This window comes from Mycobacteroides sp. H003 (genome assembly GCF_001440135.1).
Taxonomy (GTDB): Bacteria; Actinomycetota; Actinomycetes; order Mycobacteriales; family Mycobacteriaceae; genus Mycobacterium; species Mycobacterium gwanakae.
The window spans coordinates 1,262,642-1,282,483 of the sequence record NZ_LJYL01000034.1 but is presented as its reverse complement, the minus strand read 5'-3'; the positions used below and the strand labels follow the sequence as shown (position 1 = coordinate 1,282,483).

At 62.4% G+C, this 19,842-nt stretch carries 11 protein-coding genes and 3 pseudogenes (1 of these 14 running past the window's edge); 7 read left to right on the top strand and 7 right to left on the bottom strand.

Going from position 1 to position 19,842, the window contains the following annotated elements; genetic code table 11:
* Positions 1-65: 65 nt before the first annotated feature.
* The 3 genes and pseudogenes from AOT87_RS26160 to AOT87_RS26150 form a co-directional block, all read left to right on the top strand.
* A pseudogene (locus AOT87_RS26160) lies at positions 66-902 on the top strand (lipase family protein); the annotation flags it as partial.
* A 229-nt stretch (positions 903-1,131) separates the two neighbouring features.
* Positions 1,132-1,551 (top strand): TIGR03618 family F420-dependent PPOX class oxidoreductase, encoded by a 420-nt coding sequence (locus AOT87_RS26155; RefSeq protein WP_057967582.1) that lies wholly within the window; start codon positions 1,132-1,134, stop codon positions 1,549-1,551.
* An 18-nt stretch (positions 1,552-1,569) separates the two neighbouring features.
* Positions 1,570-2,364 (top strand): alpha/beta hydrolase, encoded by a 795-nt coding sequence (locus tag AOT87_RS26150; RefSeq protein ID WP_057967581.1) that lies wholly within the window; start codon positions 1,570-1,572, stop codon positions 2,362-2,364.
* Here AOT87_RS26150 and AOT87_RS26145 read toward each other — a convergent pair.
* The 4 genes and pseudogenes from AOT87_RS26145 to AOT87_RS28140 all read right to left on the bottom strand — a co-directional run bounded on the left by AOT87_RS26145 (position 2,365) and on the right by AOT87_RS28140 (position 5,195).
* A pseudogene (locus tag AOT87_RS26145) lies at positions 2,365-3,140 on the bottom strand (glucose 1-dehydrogenase).
* Between the two features lie 238 nt (positions 3,141-3,378).
* Positions 3,379-3,759, bottom strand: a pseudogene (locus AOT87_RS26140) (hypothetical protein); the annotation flags it as partial.
* A gap of 802 nt (positions 3,760-4,561) precedes the next feature.
* On the bottom strand, positions 4,562-4,864 hold the full coding sequence (locus AOT87_RS26135) for a hypothetical protein (RefSeq protein ID WP_057967580.1): 303 nt from the start codon (positions 4,862-4,864) through the stop codon (positions 4,562-4,564).
* Positions 4,865-4,913: 49 nt separating this feature from the next.
* Positions 4,914-5,195: a hypothetical protein gene (locus tag AOT87_RS28140; protein WP_030097516.1), complete on the bottom strand. Its 282-nt coding sequence runs from the start codon at positions 5,193-5,195 to the stop codon at positions 4,914-4,916.
* A 253-nt stretch (positions 5,196-5,448) separates the two neighbouring features.
* Between AOT87_RS28140 and AOT87_RS26125 the strand changes: the two genes are divergently transcribed.
* The 4 genes from AOT87_RS26125 to AOT87_RS26110 all read left to right on the top strand — a co-directional run bounded on the left by AOT87_RS26125 (position 5,449) and on the right by AOT87_RS26110 (position 8,684).
* The gene (locus AOT87_RS26125; RefSeq protein ID WP_057967578.1) at positions 5,449-6,093 is read left to right on the top strand and encodes a TetR/AcrR family transcriptional regulator; all 645 of its coding nucleotides are present in this window, start codon (positions 5,449-5,451) and stop codon (positions 6,091-6,093) included.
* On the top strand, positions 6,093-7,325 hold the full coding sequence (locus AOT87_RS26120) for a glycosyltransferase (RefSeq protein WP_057967577.1): 1,233 nt from the start codon (positions 6,093-6,095) through the stop codon (positions 7,323-7,325). The genes AOT87_RS26125 and AOT87_RS26120 overlap by 1 nt, the downstream gene beginning before the upstream one ends.
* Before the next feature lie 224 nt (positions 7,326-7,549).
* Positions 7,550-8,167, top strand: coding sequence for a TetR/AcrR family transcriptional regulator (locus AOT87_RS26115; RefSeq protein ID WP_057967576.1), 618 nt, complete (start codon positions 7,550-7,552; stop codon positions 8,165-8,167).
* Between the two features lie 64 nt (positions 8,168-8,231).
* Positions 8,232-8,684, top strand: coding sequence for a hypothetical protein (locus AOT87_RS26110; protein ID WP_057967575.1), 453 nt, complete (start codon positions 8,232-8,234; stop codon positions 8,682-8,684).
* A gap of 3 nt (positions 8,685-8,687) precedes the next feature.
* Here AOT87_RS26110 and AOT87_RS26105 read toward each other — a convergent pair whose 3' ends face one another.
* The 3 genes in view from AOT87_RS26105 to AOT87_RS26095 are tightly spaced (at most 10 nt apart) and all read right to left on the bottom strand, a layout consistent with a single transcriptional unit that may run on beyond the window.
* The gene (locus tag AOT87_RS26105; RefSeq protein ID WP_057967574.1) at positions 8,688-9,362 is read right to left on the bottom strand and encodes an isoprenylcysteine carboxylmethyltransferase family protein; all 675 of its coding nucleotides are present in this window, start codon (positions 9,360-9,362) and stop codon (positions 8,688-8,690) included.
* A gap of 10 nt (positions 9,363-9,372) precedes the next feature.
* Positions 9,373-17,529, bottom strand: coding sequence for a non-ribosomal peptide synthetase (locus AOT87_RS26100; protein WP_057967573.1), 8,157 nt, complete (start codon positions 17,527-17,529; stop codon positions 9,373-9,375).
* A protein-coding gene (locus AOT87_RS26095) for a non-ribosomal peptide synthetase (protein WP_057967572.1) crosses the window boundary here: on the bottom strand, positions 17,529-19,842 show its 3' end. The gene runs 22,082 nt beyond the window's last position; the window shows 2,314 of its 24,396 coding nt (coding positions 22,083-24,396); its start codon lies off the right edge, out of view — the gene reads right to left on this strand; it ends in the stop codon at positions 17,529-17,531. Before AOT87_RS26095 ends, AOT87_RS26100 begins: the two co-directional genes overlap by 1 nt.

Below are 19,842 nucleotides of genomic sequence, written 5' to 3'. Positions count from 1 at the left end.
TGAAAGCCACTACGTCCGTTGTGAAAACGCGTTGTCTACGCTGTCCTGGACACAGGAGGTCGCCCATGGCAACGAAGCCCATAGCTGTTCTCGGTGGCACCGCATGGGCCGGGGCAGCAGCGGCGGTGGCAGGGATAGCAGGCACCGCGACCGCACTGCGCAGTCCCGCGGTGGTGCGCCGGCTCAACAACTGGGCGGCACGCAAGCTGACCGACGCGCAACGGGCCGATCGGCACGCCGCCATCCTGCCGACGCCGATACCGGGGCCCAGCTTCTATTCCGAACCAGGTGATCTGACCAGCCGTGCCAACGGAGAAATCGTTCGTACCCATCGAGTCTTTCCGCGGATTCCCCTGCCGGGATTGACTATTCAACGATTTATGGTGCGCTCCACCGATACGGCGGGCAATGCGGTACCCGTGACGGCGACCCTGATCGAGCCGAACCGCCCGTGGCGGGGCCCGGGTGCGCGGCCCGTGGTGGTCCGCAACCAGCCGATCAACTCGCTCGGGCTCAAGGCGGCGCCCTCGTACCGGATCGAGCGCGGCATGTACGTGGACGTGCCGCCGTTCGCGCCGCTGCTGCTGGCACGAAACTACGCGGTGCTCGTACCCGATCATGAGGGCCCGCGGATGGCCTATTCTGCGGGCGTCATGGCTGCTCACGCCGTACTGGATTCGGTACGCGGAATGCGCGGACTATGCCCTGATCTCGTCGAGTCCCCCATGGTGATGGACGGGTATAGCGGTGGTGCCATCGCCACGGTGTGGGCCGCCCAGGAGCAGCCGGTCTACGCGCCGGAGCTGAGTTTCAAAGGGGCCGTCGCGGGTGGGACACCGACGGATTACGCGCTGTTGTATCGCAGCATGAACAGTGCCTTGGGATCTGGGCTTTTCGCCGCGGTGTTGGTGGTGGCGAAGAGCTCCGCCTGAGGCCGGGCAGCATCACCCGGAACACATGCCTGTGGGTCGGCGTGAGCGAACCCCGCAGGCGGCCCGCCCAAGATGAGCATCAGCGCCGCAATTCCGATCGCGAACACGCGGGTCATCCGGCCCATTATTCAGACACATCACCCCTGACGGAAGTACGGATTTGACCTCAAGCGCGCTTGAGCTTCTAGGTTGTGGATCCATGACCTCGATCCACGATCCGGCCGTCCGGCAGTTCCTCGATTCGACTCCCGCTCTGGTAGGGCAGCTGGGATATCTCGGAAACGACGGACGGCCGCTTGTGCTGCCTATCTGGTACCGGCTCAACGAGGACCACCTGCAGTTCGTCACGCACGTGAGCACCCTGAAAATCCGTTCTTTGCAACGTGATCCGCGCGCGGTAATCACCGTGGCCACGCCAGCAGAGCCCTACCTGTATGTCCAGGTTCAAGGGGAAGCCCACGTGGAACCCGACACCTCGAAAGTTCGAGACACCCTGATCGACATCACCACCCGGTACCTGGGAGCCGACCGTGCCGACGCGTACGTGGACGAGCACCACAGCGCGCCCGGCGAGGCGCTCGTGCGCATACATCCCGTCCGTGTCCACGCCGCTCTCTGACACTCGGGAGGAGTCACGATGTACACCATCACCGTCAATGGAGCGCAACTCACCTTCGACGATCAAGGCCTGGACAACGGACCCGCCATCCTGCTGCTCACTGGCTGGGGGCACGACCACCGTGCGTATGACGAGCTACTGCCCTACCTCGTTCCCCACCACCGCGTGATCCGCATGGATTGGCGCGGCCACGGTATCGACCGCACACCCGCAGCCGACTTTGGTCTTAAGGAACAGGTTTCAGATGTCATCGGGCTGCTTGATGCCCTGAGCGTGCAGTCGATCGTCCCCGTCGCTCATGCCCATGCCGGGTGGACCGCGCTTGAGATAGCCGACCATCTCGGGACCGGGCGGGTGCCAAGCCTCGTGATCATTGATCTGATCATGTCAGCGGCTCCTGCTGAATTCCTCAACGGCATAAGAGACTTTCGTGATCCGCAACGCTGGCAATCCAGTCGCCTCGACTTCCTCCGAGCGTGGCTATCCGGCAGCGACAATGAAGCCGTCAACCGGCACATCCGTTCCGAGATGGGCGGTTTCGGGTTCGACGTGTGGGCGCGAGCCGGACGAGTCATCGAAGATGCCTACACCACGTGGGGCTCACCCATGTCGCGAATGGAAAAGCTGGCCGAACCGCGACGCGTTCATCACATCTTCTGCAACCCCGAGCACACTGCCTACGATGATCTTCACCAAGAGTTCCAATCCCGCAATCCGTGGTTCAGCTACGTTCGCCTGCGCGGCACGACCCACTTCCCGCAGCTGGAGTTGCCCGCACAAGTCGCAGCGGAGATCACGCATCTGCTCTCGTAGCTACTGACCCGTCATGGTCTTCAGGGTAGGGCCGGCCGTCCAGCCGCCGTCCACGGCAAGTTCGGCCCCCGTGACATAGCTCGCCGCGTCCGAAAGCAGATAGGTCACCGCACCGGCCACCTCGTCGGGAGTTCCCACTCGCCCCATGGCGGTGATGGGCATATTGCCTTCCCCTCCCGAAAACCGGCTTGGGCCGTCATGGGGGTGTACACGACACCGGGATGCACTGAGTTCACCCGAATCCGCTCGGGGCCTAACTCAACCGCCGCAACCTTGGAAAGTCCACGCACACCCCATTTCGATGCGCCATAGCCAGAGGTGAGGGCCAGACCGACCAGACCGGCGGCCGAGGAGATGTTCACGATCGAACCGCCGCCCCGTACGCGCATCGGCGGGATAACGGCCTGCATGCCGATGAAAACACCGACCAAGTTCACCTCGATCACCTTGCGAAAGTGTTCAAGGCGCTCGGCGGCTACCAACGAGGCACTGGAGATACCGGCGTTGTTCACCAATCCGGTGACCGCGCCGAACTCCGCCAGCGTGGTTTCGACCAGCGCGCGCCACTGGTCGGCGTCTGTTACGTCCAGCCGGGCAAATCGCGCGGAGCCACCGAGCTCGGCCGCGAGCCGCCGTCCATCGTCCTCGAGCACATCGGCCACAACGACTTGGCCGCCCTCCGACACTATCCGGCGCGCAAAGGCCGCACCGAGCCCGCGAGCGCCACCCGTGACGATGACGTTCTTTCCTTGTAGCAGAGCAGAATTGCCATTCATGTTTCCAGGCAATCACAACGCTACGAAGGCACGCGGAACTTGTCCCGCCTATCGGGAACAGTGAGCGACAACACCAATTACGGGGTGACGCCTATGGATTGGAGGTTCCTTAGATCGCGACGGCGTCTGCTTCAGCGGGGGCCTCGTCGGCGGGAGCCGGCTCGGCATCAGGCGCGAGGACCGACGCGGGGATCACCTCGGGACCTTCCCCATGAGCGGGCACATCCAGCGGAGCGGCCTCACCCTCATTGTCCATCGGCAGGTACATGTGCCGCTTGAACTGCGCCTGGTAGGCGCCGCCGCCACCGATCTTGACGCCACCGCCCTCGCCACTGGACACCGCAGTGCCGTCGGGCAGCGTGACAGCGGTGTGACCGCCGTTCCAGCCAATCACCAATGCACCTGGTGCGGTGCCGTACTTGAAACCACGTGCGAGGAGGGCACGCTCTTGGTTCCCCGTATTGAAGCGAGAACCGAAGGCGGGACGATCGGTGGCGACATTGGACACCCAGGAGGCCAGACCGGAGCAGTCGGTGCCACGGGCGGAGTCTCCGCCCGAGATGTACGGCGTACCCGAGACCTGATGGATAAACGCCAGCAAAGCAGCGAGATCAGACATGGGACGCGACGCTAACAACGAGCTTGACGACCTACCAAAATATGTGGCTTGCGTCATATTTGCTGAAAATTATGGCGAGAATTACTCTCCGCCAACGCCTTACTGATTACGGTAGAGCATGGATGAACGTTCGTCCAATCCAACAAACGCCCAGTACATGATTGGTTTGTTGAATGTTCGATGACCCTGCGCCGTAATTTGCTGTGCGCTAATCACATTGGTCACTTTTCTCACACATCCATGCATCTCTTGTATTAACGCAGGAAATTTTCTGTTACCCATCCCACCTTTTGGGCACCCTTCGTCCCACTCTCTGGGATGGCTTGCGCGCTATCTCATTCGGCGAAATAGCCGCCCGTCCCGCCCATGAAATAGACGCGGCATGCATTTTCTTCCGATGGTGGCCACCGTCATCCACGAATACGAGAACAAGGAGCTGCCGCCTGACGCCGAACCGCCTCTTGCACTTCTGAATCCGCTCCCGACCCCGGTGTTCGCACTCGGGAAGCATCCGTGCGCCAGGCAACTCCAATATCATGGACGAGTACCGGACCGTATTCGACTGTGCCGCAATAGTTGCCGATGAATATCATTCATCCCACAGCACGATACGTGTCGTCCGTGGGGAGTCATGCCTCGGGCGCGCCAGCCGGGGAGACAGCGGTGCTCTCATACGTGCGGGCCGAGTTCTCTTTCGAGAATCGGCCCGCAGTCTCAGTGCTCATCCGGGTAGTGGCGCCACGGCAGGAGGATGCTTGGCAGATCCGCTCACTACCAAGTGCCGCCACCACCGAAGGGGTGGTTAGCAAGCCAGCGTGACGTACGCGACCTTTTGTCCGGTGGTAGGAACCGTCGTCGGCTGGTTGCGCATGTTGCGTCCCGGCTGCACGTTCTGCACGCCAGACTGCTGTGACACCCCCTGCACGGTGCACTGCGACGGATGATCCGACCCCACCTTGGTGACGATGACTCGGTACCCGTTGGACTTGAGGTCATTGATGACGGAGTCCGGGTCCGCAGCGGGACCAGCCAAGGCTGCGCCGGCTGTGGCCAGGGACAGTCCCGCGGCAGCGAGTAGCGCCGCCGCGGTCGTGATCTTCTTCATGGTTGTTGCTCCTTCTGCGTCGACGAAGATGAAGCGGACTTACATCTGGTTACGAAGCGTTGTTTTTGTTGGTGCCAAAGGGGACGTGCGGGTTGGTGCCCAGCGGGACCAACGGGTTGGCGCCTTCATACGTCGGCTGGTGGACGCCCTGCTCATAAATGACATCGCCCGGAGCCACGCAAGGACGCAGATCAGTAGCGTTGACACTGGTCTCGCTGGCGTAGCAGACCGGAGGAGGCGTCGGCCCCGCCAGGGCGACAGGGGCGCCCATGACAGCGACGGCTACAGCGATGCCAGCGCCGCCGACGATTGCAGCGAGTGACTTTTTCATGTGGTGTTTCCTTTCCGCTCGGTCATCTTGCTAATGGCCTAGGAAGTGAACATCACTTGCCAAAGACATCAACGTTGATGCATTCACCCTGTTCAACGGTATTAAGGTCCACCTGGTTCCCAATTTATGAGATCCTCGGCTGATTCTCAGCTAAAACTCAGAATACCCCATGGGGGTTGGGGTCAGCGAAAGGTGGTATATAGCCGTTAACTTGCCGTTAACCAGGCGAAACAGTCCGAACTGTCTAGATCAATTGATCTATAATTCGATCATGCGATCTAAAACCGGTCGGGAGCCGACGTTCACCGAGGTCGCCCGCCGCGATCAGATCGTCGCGTGCGCCATCGAAGTCATCGCCCAGGTGGGTTATCCGCGGACCTCGATTCGGAAGATCGCCGAGCGTGCCGAAATCGCGATGAGCGTGGTGCTGTACCACTTCGGTTCCAAGGATGGACTCGTCGAGGCGGTGATCGCCTCCATGTACCGGTCCGGACTCGATGCGGTGATCCCCGAGGTTGATCGAGCGCGGACGCAGACTGACAAGCTTGCGGCCTATATCCGTTCCAGTATCAGCTATTTCGACAGCCACCGGATTCAGTTGGCGGCACTGACACAGCTCGCAGCGGGCTACAAACCCAGCGGCGGCAGACATCTGCACGATATGGGATTGACACCCGAGCTGACCGCGCAATTGACCCAGCTCGACCCATCAGTCATTCTCCGAGCCGGTCAGAAGTCCGGCGAATTCTCTTCCTTTCCAGTCGATTCCACTGCGATCGCCCTGCGAGGTGCGGTCAATATCGTCGTGGAGAAGATCCTGCAAGACCCCGGATTCGATACACACGGATATACCGAGGATCTCGTGAAGATGTTCCGGCGAGTAGTGCGGAGGGTGTAGTGGCCCGTATCCTCATCGCCGCCATCGGCAGCCACGGTGATGTCGCCCCGCTGACCGGTGTCGGTGTCCGCCTACGCCAGGCCGGACACCAGGTGACAATTGCCGCGTTTGATCGCTTCAGCTCTTTGATAACCGCTTCAGGCCTGCATTTTCGTGGCGTTGCCGAGCCGGACACACCGGCCCATGACGCCGACGTCAACGTCACCAAGGGGCTCGCCGAGTTTCTCGCCCCGCGCGGCATGCGGTCCCTCGGCGCCGCAATAATCAGCGCCGTTCAGGACGTGACGACAGACATCTTGCTGCTGTCGCCCTTCTCCGAATTAGCAGGGCATCCCCTAGCCGAAGCGAAAGGCATTCCCTCCATGGGGATTCGGCTACAGCCCTGTTCTGCCACCTCCCAGTTCCCGCCAGCGACCCTCGGAGCTTGGTCCGCGGGCGGGGCAGGCAATCGTCTGGCATCCCACGCCGGGGCCTGGCTTGTCGATCGCCTCTATGGCGGGGTGGTAGCCGGCTTCCGGCGGGAGCTTGATCTGCCGAAAGTATCGGCAAGCAAGTCGCGCAAGAACCGTACAGAGTCGAAATGGACTGTTCTGCATGGATTCTCGACATATGTTGTACCGCGCCCGCTGGATTGGCGACCAGGCCTGGAGGTCGCCGGGTACTGGTGGCCGGAAACCGATCCACAGTGGCGACCCGCCCCAGAGCTGACCGACTTCCTCGCAGCGGGTGATCAACCGGTGTACTTCGGCTTCGGCAGCACGATGACGTCAGCTGCCGACGCTGCACGCCTATCAGAGCTCGTGCGCGGCGCGGTACATCTGGCGGGTGTGCGGGGAATCGTGCAAACAGGTTGGGCCGGGATCAATGCCGACGATGATGACATCCTGTCAGTGGACGAGCTGCCGCACAGCTGGCTCTTTCCACGCATGGCCGCCGTGGTACACCATTGCGGCGCCGGGACAACCGCTGCCGGTCTGCGTGCCGGAGTGCCCACGGTGGCCGTACCCGGCCTCGGAGATCAACCCTTCTGGGCTGCACGGCTCCGGAATCTGGGGCTCAGCACCGACACCATCCCACAACGCGCCTCGACCACTGAACGACTCTCGGAGGCCATCCGTGCGGCCACTACTGATCAAGAGCTCAAAGATCGGGGCCGCCGGGCGGCGAATGTCGTCGGGGCCGAGGACGGCGCTGCCTACACTGTCGCAGCCATCGACCGACTATTGGGCTGAGGGTCGCCGCGAGTCCCAGTCAGAGGCGACCGAGGAAGTCCGCGACACCCCTCATGAGCCAGTCCACGTCATCAGCGCGGTGTGGACTCGGTCGCGGTTCCCTGGTCATGCCATCTGACTGAATTACGGAGACAGTGTTGCCGAAATTGCCGGGCGGTGTCAAGAGGGACATACTGGCCGGTGTGACGGACGAGCGACGAACACGCGGCCGCCCACCAGTACCCATGGATTCGATCGTCGACGCGGCGCTGCGGATCGTGGACGAAGAGGGCGGCGAGGCGCTGTCGATGCGCGCGCTGGCACGTCGGCTCGATTCCGGGACCGCGACGATCTATCGGCATTTCGAGAACCGCACCGAGCTCGTCGCACATGTCGTCGATCGAGTCTTTGGAGAGGTCGAGTTCGACGACCAGAAACTCGCGGAACTCCCCTGGCAGCGCGCGTGCATCGTCACCTCGCGTGCGTTGTTCGAGGCCATGCGGCGGCATCCGAATGTCGCCGCGTTGCTCACCGAGCAGTTGCCCGTCGGGCCGAAGGTCTTCATGCTCCGCGAACGCACGCTCGCGCTGTTTGTGAATGCAGGGTTCTCCCCGGGGGATGCGGCCCGCATCTATACGACTGTGGGCCGATACGTCCTGGGCTTCGCGACTCAGCTAGGAGTGGAACATAGGAGCCGCGGCACCGATCCCGCACTCCTGATGCGTCTCGTGCAGGACCTCGACCTGGCCAACTTCCCGATGACACTCGCCATCGGGAACTCCCTGGCCGTTTCGATTGAGGATGATTTCGAGTTCGGCCTCGGACTGCTCGTCACCGGCCTGGAACATCTTCACGACAAGTAACCGGGCGCTCGTGGTTGACCTCAACCGAAACGAGCGCGCGGGGCCCTAACCTCTTGGGGAAAGGATGACGACAATGACCAGCACCGGATATGTGCTCAGCACCGACACCGCCATAACACTACTTGCGGCCGGGCTCATCTTCCTTCTCGCCCTCGGATTGGGCGTGTGGAAATACCGTCAGATGGTGACCAGCCCAAACCATCTCGCGCACCCGTATGTGGATACCGCGCATCGCGCCGCCCTGCTCTACGCATTCGCCACCTTGCTCACCGCGGTATTCGTCGAGTTGAGCGGGTGGCCCAGCTGGGTAAACCTCACTGCCGCAATGGTGCTGGTCTTCTTCTTTCTCGCCGCGATCGTGAGCTACATGTTTCATGGCGCGCTGCGTGACACCACCAATCAATTCGAAGAATCCAGTGCGGCAATGCACCTGGCCATGGTCTCACTCATCGCCGGCGAGATAGGTGGTTTCGCGGTTCTGCTCGCCGGATTTGCACGTGCGCAATGGTTCTCGTGACAGTCACCACACGTACGGCAGTAGGCGATAGCGCGCCTTCTGGGCATACTCGCGGTACCCATCCAACTGCGTGACAAGCAACTTCTCCTCGTCGTGGATGCGTACGATCAGTGCACACACGCCAGGTAGAACAAAGACCAGCCCCCAGTACGAGCCCAGCGCCAGAGGAAAACCGACGATGGTGATCACGTTGCCGGTGTACATAGGGTGGCGCACCAGCCCGTACAGGCCGGTGGAGACGACGGTCTGATCCGCTTCGACCTGCACGGTGGAAGCGGCGAAACTGTTCTGAATGACCACGAGGCTTGTGATACCCAGTCCCACGGCCACGAGGACGTCACCCAGTACGCATATCGCCGCGGGCACCGAAGACCAGCCAAAGCGGTGGTCCAATGCGCTGACCACGACCATCGCCACCAGCGACACATACCAACCACCGATAAGGATCTTTTGTACCGTTCGGGACTCCGCCACCGGTCCCGCGTGCTTACGCCTCTCATGCGCAGCCGGGTTGACCTGCTGCAGATACAGGGTGGGTATCCAGGTCGATAAGGCAAACACCACGAGAAAGACCCACACCTGCCAGTAGTCGAACGTTCCCGCGAGCAAGAACAGCACCAAGCCGAACACGGCAAGTTCAACGAGCCCCAATGTCAGCACTCGTGCAATGGCTTTCACAGACGTCCGATCATCGCGTGGGACTGCTTGCCAGCTGCTGGGTCAAGCTTCTGACTGACGGCGCGTCAAACAGCGCAAGCATCGTGAGGTTGGCATCCAGGGCGGTGTTGATCGCGGCAACCACACGCATCGCCCCCAGCGAGTTGCCGCCCAGGTCAAAGAATGACTCGTCGACCCCGACGCGGTCCACGCCCAGTACGTGGGCGAAGATCCCTGACAGGATCTGCTCATTCAAAGTTGCAGGGGGACAATATGATCCCTTTGTGCTACGGACTTCACCGGCCGACATCTCCGGCATCGGCACAAGATCATCGCTCCACCCGCTCCACCGCGCTCGGCCAAGCTGGTCCAGCAGTTCCAGGGAGGACAACGTGCGCCCGGGATGGGCACACATCGCCACCAACACCTGCTTGAACCTCTCGATCAGCTCTTCAATACTCTCCGCGCTGAACACATCGGTGTCGTACTGGACCCTAAGTTCCAATTCACGGCCGGACGCGGCCTGCACAGCGATCGGATAATGGTAGTAATCGCGACTACTGAAACCAGTGATAGCCAAGCCGTCGATTTCCGATGCCGTCCCGGTGTCGGTCGGATAGTTCTCATACACGAAGACGGTGTCGAACAGCCTTTCCTGGCCGGTGATGCGGTGGATGTCACTCAATGAAAGGTGCTGATGCTCCAGAGTGTCGTTATGGGCACTTTGCAATTGGTGCAATAGATCTGAGGTCGTCGTGGTAGGAGTGATGGTGGCCCGCACCGGCACCGTGTTGATCAACAGGCCCACCATCGATTCCGCCCCGAGGACTTCGGCCGGGCGTCCCGAGACGGTCGAGCCGAACGCGACATCGCGGTGACCGGTCACCGAACTCAGGAGCAACGCCCAGGCGCCCTGCAGCACGATGTTGATGGTGGTGTGGTGCGAACGTGCGAGCTTCGTGAGCGCACGCGTGGTCTTCGCGGGCACGCTGAACGAGTCGACGCTTCGTCGCCCGAATTGCAACTTCTGTGACGGGCCAACGAGAACGGGAGTCTCGAAGCCGTCCAGTGCCTCACGCCACGCCTCATGCGCGGCCTCGTGATCTCGCTCTGACAGCCAGGTCACGAAGCTTCGATAAGACGCGGCTGGGGGCAACCGCATCCCGTGATAGCCCGCGAAGATCTCCTGCATGAGGATCGGCATCGACCAGCCATCGAGCACAATGTGGTGATTCGTGAGCACAAACCGGTGCCGATCGTCCCCGATGCGGATGAGCGCGGCCCTAAACGCGGGCTGGTCGGCGAGATCACAAACAGCGGCGCGTTCCGCGGTGCAGATCTGCTCAATCTGCTCGCCAACATCGAGATCTGTTTGATCAGCTGATAACTCGACATACCGCCACGGCACCACAGGATCGGCGGGAATGATCTGCAACGGATGCTCGAACTGCTCGCAGAATCGCGCTGCCAGGTGCGGATGTCTTGCTACCACTGCCTGCACCGCATCACGCAGTCGGTCCGCCTCCAGCGATCCGCTCATCTCGATATCGAACTGCACCGCATACACATCATCACCGGAGCAGTTCGCGATGCCAGCGTGGAAAAGCAATCCCTGTTGTAAGGGAGTAAGCGGCAATACGTCGGCGATCCGGAACTGACCCTGCAGAGCATCGATCTGGCGCTGGCTGAGCCGAGCCGGAACGATATCCGAGGGAGTCAATCCCCCTCCACCCCTTCGCACATGCGCGCATATACCCGCCAGGGCGTCGAACCACAGCCGGTTGATACGCATGACCGCCATCCGATCCAGAGCCGTGGGCGCCCACGTCCAGGTGGCGTTCAGGTGCGGTCCGGTGTCAGTGTCGATGGTGACCGCGTTGAGCTCCACGGTGTGTGGAAGCGCAATGGGCATTGCCCCGGCAGCTCCGGTCAATGACAAGCCGTCTTGACTGAAGCGCCACACGTCTCCCGATGCGTAGGCTGCCGGAGCCCCCAGCCGCCCGAGATAGTTGAATCCGATTGCGGGGTCCGATCCCGGCAGATCCACCTCAGGATGGAGATAGCGCAGCAGACCATAGGTCAAACCGTCAGGCAGATCTCGAAGCTGCTCCTTGGCATCTTTGATCACCGCGCCGAGCGCGGCGTCTCCGGCGACAACCTGAGTCCAGCGCAATCCACCGACCGCCAACGACACGGGGTACTTGGTAGTGAACCAGCCCACTGTGCGCGACAAGTCGATACTTCCGGTGGTTCCGCTCGTATCTGCCAACTCCTCTTGGCGTCCATGACCCTCCACGTCGATGGCGATGGGAGCACCACCGGTACCCAAGTGCTGAGCCCACGCCAAAGCAAAGGCAATCAACAGGATCTCGTGCACGCCGGCATGAAATGCTGCCGGCACCTCACCGAGCAGCATGTGTGTGGTCTCGGCATCCAGAAACTCGGTCAGGTACCCGGCCGTGGCGAACGTATCCTCGACCGGTTGCGGCGCCGGCAAGCTCGACGGAATCTCCCCCACCTGACGCCAGGCGCCCGCCTCCCCGACCACCTCGGGGCGGCGTGCGTGTTCAGCCAGTAGCTCCGCCCATCGCTGGAAAGACGTCCCCGCCGGTGGCAACAGCACCTCCTGGCCGCCGCGCAGCTGGGTTGACGCAATGGTCAAATCCTCCAACAGAATTCGCCATGACACCCCATCGACAGCCAAATGGTGAACGACCAGCACCAGCTGGCTGGTGCTGGTCACCCACAGCGCGCTCAGCATCACTCCCGCGGCCGGGTTCAACCGCGAACGTGCTGCCACCACTACCTCATCGGTCAAGACATCCACCGATTGCAGACACTCGTGAGCATTGACCGTGCCCGGATCGGGCACCGTCAACGACCAGCCGCCATCCCCATCGTTCGCTGCGCGCAGCCGCAGCATGCCATGTCTATCCAGGAGAGCCTGCAACATGATGACAACGGCTGCCTCTGTGACACCTGTCGGTGATTGCAGTACTACGGTCTGGTTGAATTCGTCAATCGGACCGTCAATTCCCTTTAGCCACTGCATTATCGGTGTCGCGACGACCGCACCGAGTCCCTGGTCTGCTATGCCACCGGTACCGTCGGCCATCCTGACCACCCGCGCCAGCCGGGCTACCGTCTGCTGGACGAAGATGTCGCGCGGGCGACCGACCAGGCCCGCGCCGTGCGCCCGCCACACCACCTGAATGGCCGAAATACTGTCGCCCCCGAGATCGAAAAACGAATCGTCAACGCCGACCCGGTCCAGGCCCAGAACTTGGGCATAGATCCCGGCCAGGATCTCTTCGACAAGAGTCGCCGGGGCGCGGTAATGATCGATATCGGTGTATTCCGGTGCGGGTAAAGCCTTTTTGTCGAGCTTCCCGTTGACCGTCAAGGGCAAGATCGACAAGGCGACCACTGCGGCCGGCACCATGTAATTGGGCAGACACTCTCCCAGCTGAGCGCGAATCTTGCCTGTGTCTGCGGAACCGGTGATGTAACCAACCAGGCGCTTGTCTCCAGGGCGGTCCTCACGGGCGATCACGACAGCCTGCTCAACCCCCGCCAAACCCATGAGGGCCGTCTGGATTTCACCCAGTTCGATGCGATGACCGCGGACCTTCACCTGCTCATCGGCGCGCCCTGCGTACCGCAGCTGGCCGTCATGTCCCCAGCTCACCAAGTCTCCGGTGCGGTACATCCGCGAGCCTGCCGTCCCCAAGGGGCACGCCACAAACCGCGCGGCAGTCAGGCCCGTCCTGCCAACATATCCATAGCCCAACCCCGCGCCCGCCACGTACAGCTCGCCGACCACGCTAACCGGAACGGGGCGCAGCCACTTGTCCAGCACGGAGAACGCCAGGTGCCCCAGCGGCCCGCCTATCGGGCTGACCGCGTCCTCGAGATCAGCGGCCGTGATCTCCCGGAACGAGGCATGCACCGTCGTCTCGGTGATCCCATACATGTTGATCAGCCTCGGCAAGACCGGATGCCGGTCCAGCCATGGCTTCAATCGCTGCGGTTCCAGTGCCTCTCCGCCGAAGACCACTATCTCGATACCGAGCTGACCCGCGGGCTCGGCGCCCATCGCGTCCACGGTTTGCAACGCGTAGAACGCCGACGGCGTCTGACTCAACACACTGACCTGCTCGTCGACCAGCAAGGCGTGGAACTCCTCCGGCGACCGCACCACAGTTTCGGACACGATCACCAACCGCCCGCCATGAAGCAGGGCTCCGAAGATCTCCCATACCGAGAAGTCGAAGGCCAACGAGTGGCTCTGCGCCCACACCTGACCGGCCGACAACTCGAGATCGGCGTCCAGCGCTCGCAGCAGGCTGGTCACATTCCGATGCGGAATGGCCACGCCCTTGGGCACGCCCGTCGTACCCGATGTGTAAATCACGTAGGCGATGTCCTCTGCCGCCGGTCCCACCGACGGCGCACCGACCGGCTGGACACCGAGGACCGGATCGTCGATGCCGATGACCACAACTCCGTACCCATCCAACCGATCCGCGAGCTCAGTGGTTGTCACGACAGCAACTGGGCCTGCATCAGCGACCACGAATTCCATCCGTGTATCAGGCACCGCCGGATCGATCGGCACATAGGCCGCACCGGTTTTGAGCACTCCCAAGATCGCCACGATTGCCTCGACCGACCGCGAGAACAGTAACGCCACCCGCTCTCCCGGGCCCACGCCATACTGGACCAGCAGGTGCGCCAACCTATTCGACGCCTCATCCAGTTCGCGGTATGACATATGACTGCCGTCGAAACAGACCGCCACCGCGCCTGGCACACGAGAGACCTGCTGCGCGAACAAGGCTGGGATGGATACCGAGATCTCGGGCCTGACCAACTCTGCCCGGTTACCCCAGCCGTCCAACTGTTCGAGCTCCGCCGCGTCCAGCACGTCGATCGTCGACAGTGGCCGTGTCGCATCGGAGGTCATCGCCTCGAGCAACCGTCGTAGCCGGTCGATCATGGTCCCGATGCTGCCGGCGTCGTATACATCGGTACGAAACTCGACGGTCCCCGAAATCCCTGCGGCCTGGCCTGATTCGTTCCAGCATTCCGACAATGAGAACGACAGATCCATCCGGGCCGAGTGGGTATCCAGCGGTACCTGGCTGAGCTGCAAATCTCCCAACGTCAGTCCACCGCGAGACTCGCTGATCTGTCCGGGCACGTTCTGCCATGCCAGCATCACTTGCACCAACGGATGATGGGTCAGAGATCTGGCCGGGTTCAATCGCTCGACGAGTACCTCGAAGGGCACGTCCTGGTTCTCGAAAGCACCCAAACTGCGCGCACGTACCTGTTCCAGTACCTCAGCGACACTGGGATCTCCCGCGAGCTCCACCCGCAGCACCAGCGTATTCACGAAGAACCCGACCAGCTCATCCAGCGCCGGATCACGGCGTCCGGCGATCGGAAATCCCACCGCTACATCAGAACTCGCGCTGAGCTTAGAGAACAACACTGCAAGTGCCGCCTGCACGACCATAAAACTGGTGGCGTTGTGTTCGCGCGCCAGACGATTGACGCGCTGTTGCAGATCTGCCGGCCAGTTCACATCGAGTCGGGCACCGTGTTGGTCGGCGACCAAAGGGTAGGGGCGATCGGTCGGCAGCATCAGACGTTCCGGCATACCGGCCAGTGTTTTCTCCCAGAACTCCAGCTGCCGAGAGATCCGGCTGTCGCCGTCATCGAGTACACCCAATTGTTCACGCTGCCATAGCGTGTAATCGGCGTATTGGACCGCCAACGGCTTCCAATCGGGAGCCTGCCCCACGCATCGGCGGGCGTAGGCCACGCCCAGGTCAGTCACCAACGGCGTCATCGACCAACCGTCTGCGGCGATATGGTGCACCACCGCCACGAGCACGTGCTCGTCGTCAGCGATGCGGAAAAGCCCTGCCTTAATTGGGATCTCGGTCGCAAGGTCGAAGCTGTGCCACGCCGATTCCGCGATCGACTCTTCCAGCCGGTCCGCCGGCCATTCGGCGGCGTCCACGACATCCCAGCTGAATTCAATCTCTTCGACCGCCACAACCAGCTGCTGCGGTTTTCCGTCCACCGCCGGGAACATCGTGCGCAGACTCTCGTGACGGTCCACCACGTCCACGAACGCTGCGCCGAGCGCCTCTGCATCCAGCGGGCCCCGTAGGCGCAGCCCCACAGCCAGGTTGTACACCGGTGAAGGGCCGTGCAGTTGGTCGATGAACCATAGCCTGCTCTGCGCAAATGACAGCGGCAGCGACGCCGGTCGCACGGCAGCGACCAAGGGCTGCAGTCGACGATCTTCCCCACCGATCAGGAGCATCAACTGCGCGACCGTGGGGGCGTCGAACACCGCGCGCTCGTCCAGGCCCGCATCCATGGATCGGTTGAGCGCGGCGACCAAGCGCATCGCCAGCAGTGAATCACCACCCAGGTCGAAGAACGAATCGTCGACGCCTACGCGGTCCAGACCCAGTATTTGAGCATAGATCCCGGCCAGGATCTCCTCGGTGGGACTGACCGGGGCTCGGTACTGATCGACGCTGTGATATTCCGGCGCCGGTAGCCCGTTCTTGTCGAGTTTTCCGTTGACGGTCAAGGGGAAACTCGGCAGCGCGACCACCGCGGCGGGCACCATGTAGGTCGGCAACCTGTCGGCCAGTGCGGCGCGCAACTCCACGGGGTCGGCAGTACCGATGATGTAGGCGACCAACCGTCTATCGCCCGGACGGTCCTCCCGGGCGATCACCACGGCCTGCTCGACGCCATCGAGAACCGTTAATACCGACTGTATTTCACCGAGTTCGATCCGATGGCCACGGATCTTTACCTGCTGGTCCGCACGGCCCAGATATCGCAGTTGTCCATCGGCTCCCCAACACACCAAGTCTCCGGTGCGGTACATCCTGGCGCCTGATTCTCCGAACGGACAGGCCACAAAACGGGTGGCGGTCAGGGGAGCCCTTCCCAGATAGCCGCACCCCAAGGCCGCACCGGCCACGTACAACTCGCCGACCACATCAACCGCCACCGGCTGCATCCAGTCATCCAGAACCGCGAATGCGAGATGCTCCAGAGGTACACCGATCGGGCTGTCCGACCCATCGGCGTCCTCGGCGGTGATCTCACGGAACGAGGCATGCACCGTCGTCTCGGTGATCCCGTACATGTTGATCAATCGGGGCGATCGTGGATGGTCCTCGAACCACGCCTTCAGCCGGTTCGGCTCCAGAGCCTCCCCACCGAAGACGACCACCGCCGGAGCGAGTTGACTTGCCCGCGGCCTGCTCGTGTCCACGGTCTGTAACGCATAGAACGCTGACGGAGTCTGACTCAACACACTGACCTGCTCATCAACCAGCAAGTCGTGGAACTGCTCGGGTGAGCGCACCACCGAATCCGAAACCACTACGAGCCGCCCGCCATGCAGCAGAGCGCCGAAGATCTCCCATACCGAGAAGTCGAAAGCCAGCGAATGGCACTGTGACCAAACCTGTCCCGGTAACAACTGAAGATTGGCGTCAATGGCTCGGATCAGTCGGGTCACGTTGTGATGCGCAATGGCAACACCTTTCGGAACGCCAGTGGTTCCCGAAGTGTAGATCACGTAGGCGATATCCTCGCCGCTGAGCACCACCGATGTTGGCCCTTCGCCAACCGCGCCGGTCTCGGCGTTCGCCGGCACGTCACCCACATCGAGGACCACTAACCCGCGACCGTCCAGACGGTGCGCCAGATCGCCGGTGGTCACCGCGAGCGCCGGCGATGCATCGGTCAGTACGAACTCCAGCCGCGCGTCGGGCACCGCGGGATGAATCGGCACGTAAGACGCACCGGCCTTCAGCACCCCCATGATGGCCACGACCGCCTCGACCGATCGTGAGAACAGCAGAGCCACGCGCTGGCCCGGCCGCACGCCATGTGCAACAAGCCAGTGTGCCAACCGATTCGAAGCCTCGTCGAGCCCGCGATACGACACGTGGCTGCCATCGCAACTCGCCGCGACCGCACTGGGGTGGCGCGCCACCTGCTCGGCGAACAACTCCGGAATCGACGCCGAGGTCACGGGGCGATCCAGCGCCGCACGATTACCCCACGCATCCAACTCTGTGCGCTCATATGTATCGCCCAGATCCATGGACAACACGCGCCTGGTGGCATCGGCCTTCACTATTGCTGTACCTCCCCCGTCATCGCCTCCAGCACCCGCTGGAACCTCTCGACGATCTTCTGTACCCGGCCCACACCGAACAGTCCGGTATCGAATTCGACCCGCAGGAACAGTTCACTTCCGGGCATGGCCTGCAGGGTCAGCGGGTAGTGGTTGTACTCGCGGCCACTGACTTCGGTGATCGCCAAGCCGTCGGCCATGGATGCCGCCACCGCCTCCACCGGATAGTTCTGGTAGACGAACAGCGTGTCGAACAACTGCTCGTGACCGCTGGCATGGTGTATCTCGCTGAGAGCCAGGTGCTGGTGGTCAAGGGTGGCGCTGTGCCGCCGCTGCAGATCGCCCAACAGGTCGGCAATAGTGGTATTGGGCGTGATCGTTGCCCGCACCGGCACGGTGTTGATCAATAGCCCGACCATGGAATCTGCGCCTGCCACCTCCGCCGATCGCCCCGAGACCGCAACCCCGAATGCGACATCGTGCCGGCCCGTCAGCCACATCAGCACCTGCGCCCACGCAGCCTGCAGCACCGTGTTGACAGTGGTGTGTTCCGAGCGCGCCAATTCGGTAACGGCCGTTGTCGTCTCGGCAGGCAGCCGGTACGTCTCGGTGGCACGCGGTCCCGGCGTGGTCCTGCCCCGGGGCGCGACCAGCGCGGGGGTGTCAAAACCCGCAAGCACATCACGCCAGGCTTGCCGCGCGCCCTCGATGTCTCGATCAGCCAGCCACGTGACGAACCTGCGGTACGACCCGGCAGCAGGGAGACGCTGCCCGTAGTAGCTCGCGAAGATCTCCTGCAGCAGGATGGGCAGCGACCAGCCGTCGAGCACGATGTGGTGGTAGGTCAGGACGAATCGATGCGCGTTATCGGATAGGCGAATCAAGGCCGCCCGGAATGCGGATTGCTGGATCAGGTCGCAGACCGATACACGTTCGGCGGCGCACAGCTCCCGCCGTCTCGTGTCGATATCCGTTCTTTCCGTGCGCATATCAACGTACTGCCAGGGCACACTGGGTTCTGCCGGGATGATCTGCACCGGTTCGTCGAACCGTTTGTCGAAGCGGGCCGCCAGGTTGGGATGCCGGTTGATCACCGTGCATACCGCCTCGCGTAACCGGTCAGAATCGAGCGGGCCCGTCACGGTGACATCGAGTTGCATGGCATAGACGTCGTCCTGGTTTCCGCGAGTCGCGTTGGCCTGGAACAACAGTCCCCGCTGCAAGGGTGTCAGCGGCAGCACATCGGCGATCGGATGATCTCGAGCGAGCTCATCGATCTCCAGCTGGGTAAGCCGGGCGGGGGTGATGTCGGACGGTGTAAGACCGCCGCCGCCACCACGCACATGTGCGCAGATCCCGGCCAAGGCGTCGAACCATAGCCGGTTAAGTCGGCCGACCTGGGAGTCGTCCAACGCCGAGGGAGCCCATGTCCAGTTGGCATAAAGACTTGGACCGAAATCTGTTTCGACGGTGCTCGCGTTGAGTTCCAGCGTGTGAGCCAGCGGCATGGGTATTGCGGCAGCCGCGGCGGACACCGCCGCGCCGTCGGGACAGACCTGCCAGAGCTCTGAAGTGGACACGGACTGCGCGGTGTCGGCCGCACCAAATCTGCCGAGGTAGTTGAATCCGATGGTCGGATCCGACCCGGATAGGTCAACGTCCGGATTGAGGTAGCGCAGCAGTCCGTACGTCATGCCTTCGGGCAGCGCACGCAGTTGTTCCTTGGCGTCCTTCACCACCTGCCCGAGCGCCTGATCTCCGGCCACGATCTGTTCCCAGCGCAACCCATCCACGGATCGTCCGACCTGCCCCGCAACACTCAATGCCACCGGGTACTTGGTGGTGAACCAGCCCACAGTGCGCGACAGATCGACGTTGGGCCCGGTGTCCCCCAGTTCCTCGACGCGGCCATGTCCCTCGACATCGATGCCTACCGGCAAGGTGATACCCAGGAACTCCGTCAATGCCAACGCATACGCGATGAGCAGTATGTCTTGAACCCCGGCGTGGAACGCTGCCGGAACCTCACCGAGGAGCGCGCGGGTCGTCTCAACATCCAGTGACTCCGTGAGATGCCCAGCGGCAGCGTACGTGTCCAGGCCGGCCCGCACCGAGGGCAGTGCCGACGGCGTTGCCAGCACTCGGCGCCAGCGATCGGCCTGGTCCACAACGGTCTTGGCATGCGCATGATCGTCGACCAGTGCGGCCCAGCGGCCGAAGGAGGTTCCCGTTGTCGGCAGCGTGACGGATTGCCCATGACGATGCTGGGCCCAAGCGATGTTGAGATCTTCAAGCAGAATCCGCCAGGACACC

Coding starts and splice junctions, on each gene's coding strand:
- AOT87_RS26155 (WP_057967582.1), top strand. CDS start 1,132: ATGACCTCGATCCACGATCCGGCCGTCCGGCAGTTCCTCGATTCGACT.
- AOT87_RS28140 (WP_030097516.1), bottom strand. CDS start 5,195: ATGAAAAAGTCACTCGCTGCAATCGTCGGCGGCGCTGGCATCGCTGTA.
- AOT87_RS26110 (WP_057967575.1), top strand. CDS start 8,232: ATGACGACAATGACCAGCACCGGATATGTGCTCAGCACCGACACCGCC.
- AOT87_RS26135 (WP_057967580.1), bottom strand. CDS start 4,864: ATGAAGAAGATCACGACCGCGGCGGCGCTACTCGCTGCCGCGGGACTG.
- AOT87_RS26115 (WP_057967576.1), top strand. CDS start 7,550: ATGGATTCGATCGTCGACGCGGCGCTGCGGATCGTGGACGAAGAGGGC.
- AOT87_RS26150 (WP_057967581.1), top strand. CDS start 1,570: ATGTACACCATCACCGTCAATGGAGCGCAACTCACCTTCGACGATCAA.